This window comes from Burkholderia sp. BCC1999 (assembly GCF_905339975.1).
In the GTDB taxonomy this organism is placed as follows: Bacteria; Pseudomonadota; Gammaproteobacteria; order Burkholderiales; family Burkholderiaceae; genus Burkholderia.
The window spans coordinates 209,921-223,458 of record NZ_CAJPHP010000011.1 but is presented as its reverse complement, the minus strand read 5'-3'; the positions used below and the strand labels follow the sequence as shown (position 1 = coordinate 223,458).

Annotated in this window: 13 protein-coding genes; 11 read left to right on the top strand and 2 right to left on the bottom strand. The window is 66.1% G+C overall.

Translation table 11 applies throughout. From position 1 onward, the window contains the following. Positions 1–9: 9 nt before the first annotated feature. Both dmeF and U5809_RS18315 read left to right on the top strand, forming a co-directional pair. Positions 10–1,026 carry a CDF family Co(II)/Ni(II) efflux transporter DmeF gene (gene dmeF, locus U5809_RS18320; protein WP_322087588.1) on the top strand — a complete coding sequence of 339 codons (1,017 nt, stop codon included), beginning with the start codon at positions 10–12 and terminating at the stop codon, positions 1,024–1,026. Between the two features lie 2 nt (positions 1,027–1,028). Next, positions 1,029–1,214 carry a DUF1289 domain-containing protein gene (locus tag U5809_RS18315; RefSeq protein ID WP_176051456.1) on the top strand — a complete coding sequence of 62 codons (186 nt, stop codon included), beginning with the start codon at positions 1,029–1,031 and terminating at the stop codon, positions 1,212–1,214. Between the two features lie 82 nt (positions 1,215–1,296). On the opposite strand, the gene U5809_RS18310 is transcribed toward U5809_RS18315, so the two are convergent. Then, positions 1,297–2,715: a heavy metal sensor histidine kinase gene (locus tag U5809_RS18310; protein WP_322087587.1), complete on the bottom strand. Its 1,419-nt coding sequence runs from the start codon at positions 2,713–2,715 to the stop codon at positions 1,297–1,299. Then, the gene (locus tag U5809_RS18305) at positions 2,712–3,383 is read right to left on the bottom strand and encodes a heavy metal response regulator transcription factor (RefSeq protein ID WP_282507856.1); all 672 of its coding nucleotides are present in this window, start codon (positions 3,381–3,383) and stop codon (positions 2,712–2,714) included. Before U5809_RS18305 ends, U5809_RS18310 begins: the two co-directional genes overlap by 4 nt. 267 nt (positions 3,384–3,650) lie before the next feature. On the opposite strand from U5809_RS18305, the gene U5809_RS18300 reads away from it, so the two are divergent. From U5809_RS18300 to U5809_RS18260, 9 genes are all read left to right on the top strand, one after another. Continuing rightward, the gene (locus tag U5809_RS18300; protein WP_322087586.1) at positions 3,651–4,007 is read left to right on the top strand and encodes a hypothetical protein; all 357 of its coding nucleotides are present in this window, start codon (positions 3,651–3,653) and stop codon (positions 4,005–4,007) included. A gap of 88 nt (positions 4,008–4,095) precedes the next feature. Further along, positions 4,096–4,368: a hypothetical protein gene (locus U5809_RS18295; protein WP_322087585.1), complete on the top strand. Its 273-nt coding sequence runs from the start codon at positions 4,096–4,098 to the stop codon at positions 4,366–4,368. Beyond that, on the top strand, positions 4,365–5,855 hold the full coding sequence (locus tag U5809_RS18290) for a TolC family protein (RefSeq protein WP_322087584.1): 1,491 nt from the start codon (positions 4,365–4,367) through the stop codon (positions 5,853–5,855). The genes U5809_RS18295 and U5809_RS18290 overlap by 4 nt, the downstream gene beginning before the upstream one ends. 1 nt (position 5,856) lies before the next feature. Then, entirely contained in the window at positions 5,857–7,152 is a 1,296-nt protein-coding gene (locus U5809_RS18285) for a copper oxidase (protein WP_322087583.1), read from the top strand. A gap of 74 nt (positions 7,153–7,226) precedes the next feature. Next, positions 7,227–7,574, top strand: a complete 348-nt coding sequence (locus U5809_RS18280) for a copper-binding protein (protein ID WP_322087582.1) — start codon at positions 7,227–7,229, stop codon at positions 7,572–7,574. A gap of 14 nt (positions 7,575–7,588) precedes the next feature. Further along, entirely contained in the window at positions 7,589–7,969 is a 381-nt protein-coding gene (gene copC / locus U5809_RS18275) for a copper homeostasis periplasmic binding protein CopC (RefSeq protein WP_322087581.1), read from the top strand. After that, positions 7,966–8,907: a CopD family protein gene (locus U5809_RS18270; RefSeq protein WP_322087580.1), complete on the top strand. Its 942-nt coding sequence runs from the start codon at positions 7,966–7,968 to the stop codon at positions 8,905–8,907. The genes copC and U5809_RS18270 overlap by 4 nt, the downstream gene beginning before the upstream one ends. Before the next feature lie 213 nt (positions 8,908–9,120). After that, the gene (locus U5809_RS18265; RefSeq protein WP_322087579.1) at positions 9,121–10,935 is read left to right on the top strand and encodes an ExeM/NucH family extracellular endonuclease; all 1,815 of its coding nucleotides are present in this window, start codon (positions 9,121–9,123) and stop codon (positions 10,933–10,935) included. Positions 10,936–11,634: 699 nt separating this feature from the next. Next, positions 11,635–13,482, top strand: coding sequence for a S10 family serine carboxypeptidase-like protein (locus U5809_RS18260; protein WP_322087578.1), 1,848 nt, complete (start codon positions 11,635–11,637; stop codon positions 13,480–13,482). Positions 13,483–13,538: the final 56 nt, after the last annotated feature.

The following is a 13,538-nucleotide window of genomic DNA, read 5'->3' as shown; positions in this document are numbered from 1 at the left end:
GGGCAGAGCATGAATGCTTTCCGGGATGACGCGTTCGGCGCGGGGCATGACCATATCTTCCTCGGCGATGCGCACGAGCAGAACGAACGGAAGACGTGGATGGTCATCGGCCTGTGCTCGGCGATGATGGTGGCCGAGATCGTCGGCGGCACGCTGTTCGGATCGCTCGCGCTCGTCGCCGACGGGTTGCACATGTCGACGCACGCAGGCGCGATGCTGATCGCCGCGCTGGCCTATACCTATGCGCGCAAGCATGCGGACGATCCGCGCTTCGTGTTCGGCACCGGCAAGCTGGGCGACCTGGCCGGCTTCACGAGCGCGATCGTGCTGGCGATGATCGCGATCCTGATCGGCTACGAGGCGATTGCGCGTCTGCTTGCGCCCGTTCCCATTCATTTCGGCGAAGCGATTCCGATTGCCGTGCTGGGGCTCGCGGTGAACCTCGCCAGCGTGTGGCTGCTGAGCGGCGGCCATCACCATGGGCATGGCCATGACCATGGGCACGGTCATCATCATGGGCACGACCACGATCACGATCACGACGATGATGACCATCACGCGCATCACGATCACGGTTCGCAAACGGCGGCCCATCGCGACCACAACATCCGGTCGGCCTACGTTCACGTGATCGCCGACGCGGCCGTGTCGGTGCTGGCCATCGTCGGCCTGCTGCTCGCCCGCGCGTTCGGCTGGGTCTGGATGGATCCCGTCGCGGGCATTATCGGCGCGCTCGTGATCGCGAACTGGTCGTACGGGCTGATGCGCGATACGGGCGGCATCCTGCTCGACGTCAACGTCGATCGCAAGCTGGCGGCGCGCGTACGTCATGCGATCGAGGCGCTTGGCGACAAGGTCAACGATCTTCACGTGTGGCGTGTCGGCCCCGGCCACATGAGCGCGATCGTGTCGGTCGAGACCGTCGATACGGTGCGCGACGCGCGTTTCTACCATGCGCTGATCGAGGGTTTCGACGGCGTGTCGCACGTGACCGTCGAAGTGATGACGCCTGCGAAGGCGGCCTGACCGTGGCAGTGAAATCACCCTGTATCGAACTTTGCGCGTTTGACGGCCGGACGGGCTTTTGTGTCGGCTGCCTGCGCACGCGCGACGAGGCGCGTGACTGGAGGAAGATGACCGACCATCGCCGGCACCAGATACTGAACGACCGCAATCGCCGCCAGGCGAAAATCCGGCGCGAGCCGGGGGAGTGACGGTGTTCGGTGGCGCTGGCCGTCGTGCGGTGTCTGGCGTCGTACCGGCCGTCATGCCGATGCGACCCGCGCGGCAAGCAGCTTACCCTTGTGCGCCGCGCGGAAAATAAAGCGCGAACGTCGTGCGCCCGTCGCGGCTCGCGACCTCGACCTTGCCGCGATGCAGCTCCATGATCGACTTCACGATCGCGAGCCCGAGGCCCGCATTGCGCGCCGCACCGTGCCGCGACGAATCGATGCGGTAGAAGCGCTCGAAGATCCGTTCGACCTGCTCGGGCGGAATCGCTGCGCCGCGATTCGTGACCTCGACGACCGCGTAATTCCCTTGTGCCGAAACGGCCAGCTCGATCGTCGACGCGGTTTCCGCGTGTTCGAGCGCATTCGACGCGAGGTTGCTCACCGCGCGCCGGAACAGCGTCGCGTCCGCGACGACCGGCGCTTCGCCGCGCACCTCGATGCGCACGCCGGCTTCGTCGGCGAGCGCCTGGAAATACGACGCGAGCCGGCGCAGCTCGCTGCCCGCGTCGAGTTCGGCGGTTTTCAGGTGCTGACGCGCATTGTCGGTGCGCGCGAGAAACAGCATGTTCTCGATCATCCGCTGCAGCCGTTCGCATTCCTCGATGTTCGAATCGATCAGCGCCTCGTATTCCTCGGTCGTGCGCGCACGCGACAGCGTGACCTGCGACGAGCTGATCACGTTCGCGAGCGGCGTGCGCATGTCGTGCGCGAGATCGGACGAGAACTGCGACAGCCGCACGAACGCGCGTTCGAGGCGGTCGAGCATCCGGTTGACCGACGTCGCGAGCTCGCGCAGCTCGACGGGGCCGCCGCGCGCATCGAGACGCGCGTTCAGGTTGTGCGCCTCGATGCGCGACGTCTGCCGGCCGATGCTCTCGACCGGGCGCAGGCCGCGCGATGCGACCGCGTAGCCGAGCGCGCCGACCAGCAGCGCGCCGACGGCCGCCGCGAGCCAGATGTCGACGCGATAGCTTTCGAGCAGCGACTGGCGATCGGTCGCGGTGCGCGCGAGCGCGACCTGGATCGCTTCGCCGGATGGCAGCGTCGTGCGTGCATACACGCAGCGCGACGTGCCGATGCCGGGCGGCGAGCAGGTGAACGGGCTGCTGCTTCTGCCTGCGTTGCCCGCCGGATGCGGTGCAGTGATGACCGATACGAGCGTGTTGCCGGCCTCGTCGGAATGTTCGACCAGTGGCCGGTTTTGCGCGTCGTAGATGCCGAGATAGACGCCCGGATGCGACAGCAGCACTTCATGAAACACGGCCGGATCGGCGCGCAGCGCGGCCGTCGATCCGCTGGCATGCGCCAGCTGCAGGAACTGGTTGAGCTTGCCGGAGATCTCGATGTCGTCGCGCCGCGTGAGTTCGGCGGACAGCGAGCGGTACAGGTACGCGCCGGTCAGCGCGAACACGAGCGCGGCGACCACCGCGAACGCGACGGTCAGGCGCCGCAGCAGCGAATACGAAGCCGGGCTCACGGTCACGAACGATCCTCGAGCACGTAGCCCATCCCGCGGATCGTGTGGATCAGCTTCTTCTCATAGGCGTTGTCGATCTTCGCGCGCAGGCGCTTGATCGCCGCATCGACGACGTTCGTGTCGCTGTCGAAATTCATGTCCCAGATCTGCGACGTGATGAAGGTGCGCGTCAGCACTTCGCCTTCGCGTTCGGCGAGCAGTTGCAGCAGTGCGAATTCCTGCGCGGTCAGGTCGATGCGGGTGTCGGCGCGCCGCACGCGGCGCTTGAGCAGGTCGATCTCGAGATCGGCGACGTGCAGGATGTCGCGCACGTTGCGCGGCGCGCGCCGCAGCAACGAGCGGATGCGCGCGAGGAATTCGGCATACGCGAACGGCTTGAGCAGGTAATCGTCGGCGCCGAGTTCGAGCCCGGTCACCTTGTCCTCGATCGCCTCGCGCGCCGTGAGCAGCAGCACGGGCGTCTGCTTCTGCGCGCGCAGCCGCCTGAGCACCTCGAAGCCGTCCAGCTCCGGCAGCATCACGTCGAGCACGACGAGATCGAAATCCTCGTGCAGCGCGAGGAACAGCCCGTCCTTGCCGGTTTCCGCGATGTCGACCGTGTAGCTCGCCTCCATCAGCCCCTTCCGGAGGTACGACGCCATCTTGGGTTCGTCTTCGACTATCAGTATCCGCATGGTGAGGCAGGCTGTCCGTGATTCCAGCCGGTCAGTGTAACGCCTGAGCTTAAGGCGCCGCGCGTGCGCGAAGGATGACCGCCGGATGACGGGATTGTCATGAAGCATCCGTGTGCCGCATCCCCGCCTTTCATGAAAATCCGGTCATCTTTCGGCCATGTCGTCGTCACCGCGGCGGCGATAAGCTGCAGCCGTCTTGTCCCCCGGCACGCACCTTCATGGCGCCGCGCCGGCCCAACCGGTCGTTGCCTGCCTGATTCCGCATCCATGTCGTACTGGCGCAAATTCCTCCTCGTCGTGCTGCTGGCGCTGAGCTTGCCGATCCAGTCGTTCGCGACTGTTTCGATGCAGTGCGAACGCGTTGCCGTCGCGCCGATGGAAGCGCCGTCGCACGCGATGCCGGCCGCGCAGGCGGGCCATCACGATCACGACGACCACGCACGGCATGCGTCGTCGTGTTCGGCGTGCGTGTCGTGCTGCTTCGGCTCGGGCATGTCGGGTGCGGGAGCCGTGCCGGCCGTCGCGAGCGTCAGCGCCGCGATCGCCGCGCCACCGCTTTCGGCCGTCGTCGTGTCGTTCCTGACCGGCGGCATCGACCGGCCGCCTCGGCGGATCTCCGTCTAGTCCCTGCCCGTGGCCGACAGGCCGCGACCTGCAATTCACGCTGGCGGCCGCACGCGGTCCGCCGGACGACTCACGACGAGACATTTTCATGCGACTGATCACTGCGGCGCTGTTGAGCGCGGCGGCCCTCGTGCCGTCGCTCGCGCCTGCGCAAACCCCGTTACCCGATCCGGCGGACGCCGCCGCGTCGGTGCCGGACGTCACCGTGACGTCCGCGTTCGACGGCTACCGGCCGTATCGCGACGACGCAGGCCCGGGCTGGAAACAACTGAACCGCGTCGTGATGGAGCGGCCCGCGAAGCCCGGCCATGCGGCGCCCAACGGCGGTGCGCATGCGACGCACGGAGGGCCCGCGCAATGACGAACCTGGCGATATCGCCGAGGATCGGCGCGGCGGCGGTCGCGCTGGCGTTCCTCGCGGGCTGTACGACGTTTTCGAAGGACGGCGGGTTCGACGCCGTGTCGTCCGCCGCATCGGAACGTATCGGCAAAGACGCGGTGATCGTCAAGACCGATGCCGACCGCGAAGCCGTCGACACGCGCACGAAGGAACTGCTTGCGAAACCGCTGTCGATGGACGACGCGGTGCAGGTCGCGCTGCTGAACAACCGCGGCCTGCAGGCATCGTACGCCGAACTCGGGCTGTCGGAGGCCGATCTCGTCCAGGCCGGCCGGCTGCCGAACCCGCGCTTCGCGTTCAGCCGCACCCGTGCCGGCGACGGCGAGCTGACGCTCGGCCGCACGTTCTCGGCGAACGTGTTCGCGTTGCTGACGATGCCGCTCGCGACGAACATCGAACGTCGCCGCTTCGAGCAGACCAAGCTCGAAACGGCCGACGCTATGTTGAAGGTGGCGGCCGACGCACGCCGCGCCTACGTGGAAGCCGTCGCCGCCGAGCAGGCCGCGAACTATGCGCAACAGGTACGCGACGCCGCGAGCGCGGCGGCCGAACTCGCGCAGCGCATGCGGCAGGCCGGCAACTTCAGCCGCCTCGACTACGCGCGCGAACAGGCGTTTCATGCCGACGCGGTCGCGCAGCACGCGAAGGCGCGCCAGCAGGCCGTGGCCGCACGCGAGAAACTCACGCGCGCGATGGGGCTGTGGGGCGAGCGCACGCAATACGCGCTGCCCGAGCGCTTGCCCGACCTGCCGAAAGCGCGGCCGAACCTGCCCGATCTCGAACGCTTCGCGATGAGCAACCGCTTCGACATCCAGGCCGCGAAGCTGCAGACGCAGGGCGTCGCGTCGTCGCTCGGCCTCAGCAAGGCGACACGCTTCGTCAACGCGGTCGATCTCGGCTACGTGAACAACTACGAAACCGGCAAGGGCCACGAGCACGGCTACGAGATCAGCATCGAGATTCCGCTGTTCGACTGGGGCGGCGCGAAGGTCGCGCGCGCCGAGGCCATCTACATGCAGTCGGCGAACCGGCTCGCGAAGACGGCGATCGACGCACGCTCCGAAGTGCGCGAATCGTACGCGGCGTACGTGACGAGCTACGACGTCGCGACGCACTACCGCGATGAAGTCGTGCCGCTGCGCAAGACGATCTCGGACGAACTGCTGCTGCGCTACAACGGGATGCTCGCGAGCGTGTTCGAACTGCTGAGCGATGCGCGCGAACAGGTCGGTGCAGTGAACGGCTACATCGACGCGCTGAAGGACTACTGGCTCGCCGAAACCGATCTGCAGATGGCCGTCGGCGGCCGGTTGCCGTCGTCGGGTGCGACGCAATCCGCCGAACCGGCACCCGAATCCATTCCCAACGCCGATGCTGCCCCGCAGCCGGCTTCCACCCCCGCGGCGCAACCGGCGCCCGCGACGCAAATGCATCCGGAAGGTCATTGACATGGTGTCCCGTCGACAATTTCTCAGCGGCTCGGGCGCCGCGCTGCTCGGTGCGGCGATGGTCAGCAAGGCCGGCGCCGCCTCGCTGCCCGAAGCGCCCACGATGGCGAAAACCGGTACGCAGCCGCCGCTCGTGCCGCCGAACGGCCGCCCGTACACGCCCGTCGCGACGCTGAACGGCTGGTCGCTGCCGTGGCGGATGAAGAACGGCTGGAAGGAATTCCACCTGACGGCCGAGCCCGTCGTGCGCGAGATGGCGCCCGGCATGAACGCGAACCTGTGGGGCTACAACAGCCAGTCGCCGGGCCCGACGATCGAGGCCGTCGAAGGCGACAAGGTTCGCATCTTCGTGACCAACCGGCTGCCCGAACACACGACGATCCACTGGCATGGGCTGCGGCTGCCGAACGGGATGGACGGCGTCGGCGGCCTCACGCAGCCGCACATCCCGCCCGGTAAGACCTTCGTCTACGAGTTCCAGCTCGAATCGCACGGCACGTTCATGTATCACCCGCACGCCGACGAGATGGTGCAGATGGCGATGGGCATGATGGGCATGTTCATCGTGCACCCGAAGGATCGCGGCACGATGCCGGTCGATCGCGATTTCGTGTTCCTGCTCGCCGCGTACGACATCGATCCGGGCAGCTACACGCCGCGCGTGAACGAGATGACCGACTTCAACATGTGGACGTTCAATTCCCGCGTGTTCCCGGGCATCGATCCGCTGCCGGTGCGTGCCGGCGACCGCGTGCGGATTCGATTCGGCAACCTGACGATGACGAACCATCCGATCCACCTGCACGGCTACAGCTTCGAAGTCGCGGGCACCGACGGCGGCTGGATTCCGCCGGCGGCGCGCTGGCCGGAAGTGACGGCCGATGTCGCGGTGGGGCAGATGCGCGCGATCGAGTTCACCGCCGATCGCCCGGGCGACTGGGCGTTTCATTGCCACAAGTCGCACCACACGATGAATGCGATGGGCCACCAGGTGCCGAACCTGATCGGCGTGCCGCAGAAGGATCTCGCGAAACGGATCGGCAAGCTCGTGCCCGACTACATGGCGATGGGCAGCACGGGCGGCGCGATGGGCGGCATGGAAATGCCGCTGCCCGACAACACGCTGCCGATGATGACGGGCACGGGCCCGTTCGGGCCGCTGGAGATGGGCGGCATGTTCACGGTCTGCAAGGTGCGGCAGGGGCTTGGCCGCAACGACTATCGCGATCCGGGCTGGTTCCGGCATCCGAAGGGCACCGTTGCCTACGAATACACCGGCGAATTACCGGACGGCTGAGGCCGAGCAGCAGCACGCGGCGGCCGCGCCGATGCGGCCGCCGGTTTCATTTCACTCACACGGGAGTCGACACGATGAAGAAGGGACTGGTTTTGATGGCAACGGGTTGCGCGCTGGCGTTTTCCGCCGCGACGTACGCGGCCGGCGACATGGTCGGCATGGACATGGGCGGAGGCGCGAAGCAGGGCGCCGACGCGGCGCAGCGCATGTCGCACGGTGAAATCCGCAAGGTCGATACGGCTGCCGGCAAGCTGACGATCAAGCATGGCCCGCTGGAGAATCTCGGGATGGAGGCGATGACGATGGTGTTCAAGGTGAAGGACCCGGCGATGCTGTCGCAGGTCAGGACCGGCGACAAGATCGACTTCGTCGCGCAAGAAGTGAACGGCGCGCTGACCGTCGTCGAACTGAAGAAGCCGTGACACGGAGCGTGAACATGACGATCACGAAGCTCAAGCGGCTGGCCGGCTTCGCCGCGGCCGGCGCGATTCTCGCGGCAGCGCCGGTCGCGGCCTCGGCGCACGGCAAGCTGGAAAGCGCCGCACCGGCGACGGGCAGCACGCTCGACGTGGCGCCCGACACGGTGCGGCTCACGTTCAACGAAGACCTCGAACCGGCATTCAGCTCGGTGAAGGTGTCGGATGCGAACGGCAACGCCGTCACGCAGGACAAGGCGAAGGTCGATGCGTCGAACCCGCGCGTGATGACGGTCGCGATGCCGAAGCTCGCGCCCGGCGCATACACGGTGCAATGGGCGGCGATGACGGCCGACGCCCATCGCACGAAGGGCACCTATACGTTTCGGGTGAAGGGATGAACGACGGCATCGTCGGCCTGCTGCGGCTCGTGGCGGTGGCGATCCAGAACGCCGGGTTCGCCGTCGTCGTCGGTGCGCTGCTCGGCAGCCACTGGCTCGCGCGCGGCGCGTCGGCATGGCGGCACGGCGTCTCGCAGCGGCTCGTCGCGACGCTGCGCATCGCGTCCGTCGTGTCGCTGCTCGCGAGCATCACCGCGTTCTGGGCGCACTGCGCGCTGATGAGCGAAGTGTCGTTGCTCGATGCGGGGCCGGCCGTCTGCGCGATGCTCGCGGGCACGGGGTTCGGTCATGCATGGCTGGCCGGCGCCGTATTCATGCTCGTCGTCGTGGCGCTGTCGTTCGTCCGGCGCGCGCACGATACGCGCTTTCCGTTCGCGATCTGGGCCGCGCTCGCCTGTGTCGCGCTCGCGCGCAGCAACGGCGGGCATCCGGTGGACGCAGGGCTGTTCAGCTTGCCCGTGTGGGTCGACTGGCTGCATCTGCTGGCGATCAGCGCGTGGGTCGGGCTCGTGCTCGTGACGGCGTTCGGCGTGATGCCGCGGCTCACCGGCATGCCCGCGAGCGAACGCACGACGGGCGCGTCGTTCGTGCAGTCGCTGTCCGATGCATCGACGTATGCGCTGGTCGTGCTGTTCGCGACCGGCGCGTACAACGGCTGGCGCGGCGTCGATACGCCCGTCAACCTGCTCGCGTCGACGTACGGACAGATCCTGCTGCTGAAGCTCGCGCTGGTGTTGATCGCGGCGGCGCTCGGCGGGCATAACCGCTTCTTCGGGATGCCGAAGCTGTTGGCCGCGCTGAAGGATCCGGCTGCCGCGATGCCGGCTGTTTCACTGAAACGGTTCGGCACAGTGTTGCGGATCGAGGCGGTCGTGCTCGGCGGTGTGCTGATGGTCGCGGCCGTGCTCGTGTCGAGCGCGTTGCCGGGGACGGTATAGCGTGACGCCGCGGCGGTGAAGGCACGTGGGGCAATCGTCACCGGCATGGCGGCTTCTTGTCAGACGATTTCCCCGCTTTTTCAGGCATGAACGCGCGCTTGATGGCGATCGAAGCGCGATAACGACAATTACATCGGCCTGTCTTTCGATTACCAAAAACTGTCATTGAGCGCCGCTAAGCTTTCGCCACCCTCACAACCGGGATTTCCCGTCATGCGCTCGACAATCCGCCTGTTTACCCCGCTATTGCTGCTCCCGACGCTCGCCGCGCCGGTTTTCGCCGCCACCGCCGCGCCCGTCAGCCCGAACTGCGGCGGTAGCACGACGCCGATCGCCGATATCCAGGGGCCGGGCGCGCCGTCTCCGCTCGCCGGCCAGAACGTGTCGATCGAAGCCGTCGTCACCGCCGATTTCGGCGGCACGGACGGCTTCGGCGGCTTCTTCGTCCAGCAGGCCGACGCACAGCGCCGCAACCAGCCGGGCGTGTCGGAAGGCTTGTTCGTCTATGCGCCGAAAGTGCGCGCGAAGGCCGGCGATCTCGTGCACGTGACGGGCAAGGTCGAGGAGAAGTACGGGCAGACGCAGCTCACGCAGTCGGGTGCGATCGCGGTGTGCGCGAACGGCCAGACGGTCACGCCCGCGACGCTCACGCTGCCGGTCGACAGCCCGAACGCGTTCGCCGCGTATGAAGGGATGCTGGTGCGCCTGCCGCAGACGCTGAACGTCACCGACAACTACGAGCTTGGCCGCTACGGCAGCGTGATGCTCAGCAACGGCCGCCTGCGCACGCCGACGAGCGTCGTGCCGCCCGCGCAGGCGCAGACGCAGATCGATGCGAACGCGCGCAACCGCCTCGTCCTCGACGACGGCTCGAACAAGCAGAACCCCGCGATCGTGCCGTACCCGGCGCCGGGCCTGTCGGCCGCGAACACGCTGCGTGCGGGCTACACCGTGCGCGACGTCGAAGGCGTGCTCGAGGTGCGTTACGGCGCATGGCGCGTGCAGCCGCTGCCCGGCGCGGCCGTGCCGGCGTTCGAAGCGCGCACGAACCCGCGCACCAACGCCCCCGCGCGCGATCCGAAGTCGAACCTGCGTGTCGCGTCGTTCAACGTGCTGAACTATTTCAACGGCAACGGGCTCGGCGGCGGCTTCGACGATCCGAACAACCGCGGCGCGAAGACCTTCCAGGAATTCCAGCGTCAGGAAGCGAAGATCGTCAGCGCGCTGAAGGCGATCGATGCCGACGTGATCGGCCTGATGGAAATCCAGAACAACGGCTACGGCGAACTGAGCGCGGTGCGCCAGCTCGCGGCGAAGCTCGGCAACAACTGGCGCGTCGTCGATCCGGGCGTGTCGCGCCTCGGCGGCGATGCGATCACGGTCGCGATGATCTACGACAGCCGCAAGGTCGAACCGGTCGGCCGCGCGGCGACGCTCGCGATCGACGACAAGAACCGCCAGCCGCTCGCGCAATCGTTCCGGCTGATCAACGGCAACAAGCAGGCGCTGACGGTGGCCGTGAACCACCTGAAGTCGAAGAACTGCCCGGACGCCGCGAACGACGATCTCGACCAGGGTGACGGCCAGGGCTGCTGGAACCCGACGCGCACGCGCGCGGCGGCGAAGGTGGCCGACTGGCTGGCCGGCAACCCGACGGGTGTCGCGGGCCAGGGCGTGCTGCTGATCGGCGACTTCAACAGCTACACGTATGAAGACCCGATCCGCACGCTCGAATCGCGCGGCTACCGCAACCTCGTCGCACGCTGGATCGGCGCGAATGCGTACAGCTATGTGTACAACGGCGAAGCCGGCTATCTCGATCACGCGCTCGCGACGCTGCCGCTCGCCTCGCACGTGAAGGCCGTGCACGAATGGCACATCAACGCGGACGAGCCGCTCGCGCTGCAGTACACGCTCGCGTACAAGTCGGCCGAGCAGCAGAAGACGTTCTACGCGCCGGATGCGTATCGCTCGTCGGATCACGATCCGGTGCTGATCGATATCGCGCTGCCGGGCGGCGGGAAGTAATCGCTGGCTGAAGTGCTGTCACGGACGACGTGTGGCGATGCCGCACGTCGTCATTCGCCCGGAAATGCCGGCCGGATATCGGGTAAATAATTCCGCAAAATCCGATTCGAATTAACGGAATCGGTATTTTATGGATGGTGCGATGCTCGGCGGCGTGGTGATTAAAGAAAGATTGAAGCTAATCGAATCCTGGCGTGATGGGTGAGTGTCGCCCTGCAGTATTAATCGATCGCGAATAATAAAAATGAAAGAAAAATCCTGTCGATTTGAAGGTTTTGTCATCGCCGCATCAATGCAGGCAAGGCTTCAGTGTTGTGAGAAAAAAAGTAAAATATTTCGCGCAGCATTGCCGATAAAGCGCGCCATCTGCGAACAATCCAGTTTTCTTTCAAATGCCAGACACTGGCGGCCCTTCGCATCATTACTGGATTTTTAATATCGGAATGATCTTTGACAACGCGGCGCAGCACCGCCTATTTTGTCGATGTCGTAAATTTCGGTAATCAGAAAAGAAGTCCAAACTGCAGGGGGCGGTTCAAGCACGATTCTCGCCAGCAGTTTGCTGCGTCTGTATCACGTTCAGTCTCTTGAAGCAGTCCGATCCCAACCGCCTTTGCGCGAGTGGCGGGTGTTGCTGCGCGTCTCGCCAGTGAAGGCGGCCTTTGTGAAGTGGTATTCGAACCAGGCACAAGGATAGAGATGAAACCAGACAGAAGCTGTACCGGCAGCCACCGCGCCCGTCGCGGCAGGATGGCCGGGCTAGGCGCATTGACCGCCATGACGCTGGCGCTCGCGGCGTGCGGCGGCGACGATTCGTCGTCCGTCGGCGCGTCGAGCCTCGCGCAGGCCACGGCCAGCCAGCAGGCCAGTGCGCAAGCGGCCGGCAGCCAGACGCCGGCGGCCAACCAGCCTTACGTCGACCAGGTCGCGTACTCGATGAATGCGACCGACGGCCTCGCCGCGTCGCAGGTGTCCGAGAAAGCGGCCGTCATGCATTACCAGTGGAAGGGCGGCGGCACGACGGTCAACTACACGACGACGACCGGCCACCTGACCGCACAGGACGCAAACGGCAACGCGGAAGCGTCGATGTCGTATGTCGCGTACACCGCGCCGAGCAAGAACGGCAAGCCACGCCCCGTCACGTTCGTCTATAACGGCGGCCCCGGCTCGTCGTCGATCTGGCTGCGGCTCGGCTCGTTCGCGCCGACGCGGGTGGCCACGCCCGATCCGGGGTTCGGCAGCAACTGGCCGAACTATCCGATCGTCGACAATGCTGAGAGCCTGATCGACACCACCGACCTCGTGTTCATCGACCCGCCCGGAACGGGGCTGTCGGAAGCCGTGTTGCCGAACACCAACCAGAAGTACTGGGGTTCCGATGCGGACGTGAACATCATGCGCGACTTCATCCAGCGCTACCTGAACGTCAACAGCCGCAGCACGTCGCCGATCTACCTGTACGGCGAATCGTACGGCACGCCGCGTACCGACATGCTGGCGCTCGCGCTCGAATCGGCAGGCGTGCACCTGACGGGCATCGTGCTGCAGTCTGCAATCCTGAACTACTTCGCGGATGCGGTGGAAGCGGTGGCGATCACGCAGTCGACGGAAGGGCTGCTGCTCGAAACCGATACGGTGGCCGGCTATCTGCCCGGTTATGCGGCGGTCGCGGCGTACTTCAACCAGGTGTCGCCGGCGCCGGTGAACCAGGGGCTGTACGCACTGCAGACGGAACTGTTCACGACGCTGATCTACAACCAGCTGCAGAAGTATTCGCAGTCGTGGGTGTTGAGCCAGCTCGGCATTCCGGATGCGCTCGGCACGCCGGTGTTCCCGAGCGATGCAACGCTCAAGCTGTGGGGGATACCGTCGGGTCTGACGCTGCAGGCGCTGCAGGGCTACTTCAACGCGAATCCGTTCGGCACGAGCCTGTTGCCTGGGACGACGATCGGCCGGTATGACGGACGCGTGTCGTTGCCGAACTCCGATCCGCGGCTGCAGAACGACGGCGATCCGTCCGACATCCTGATCTCGCAGCCGTTCACGAACGCGCTCGCGACGCAGATGCCGGATTACCTCGGCTACTCGGCACCGAACGCGACGTACCTGCCGCTGAACGACAACATCATCGGCGTCTGGGACTTCACGCACGACGGCCAGCCGATGCCCGACACGATCCCCGATCTGCTCGGTGCGTTGCAGCTCAACCCGAAGCTTCGCGTGCTCGCGGAGAACGGCTATCACGATCTCGCGACGCCGTTCTTCAACACCGAGAAGCAACTCGCGCGGCTTCAGACGGTGAAGGGCCTGAATCCGAAGCTGCAGGTGAACTTCTTCCAGGGCGGCCACATGATCTACCTGGACGACGTCGCCCGTCCGCAGATGAAGCGGGACCTGAAGACGTTCTACAAGGGCGCGCGGATTCCGACGGCGCTGACGCTGCACACGCTGCCGCCGCCGTGGCCGGATGAAAACCCGCCCAGCGTGCCGACCGGCAGCGTCCCGGGCGCGACGGCCGCGACGACGCTGGCGGCGGCCCCTTGAGCGGGACTCCTTGTCAAAGGAACCCTCTATTCATCCATTGAATGCGAGTGATCATG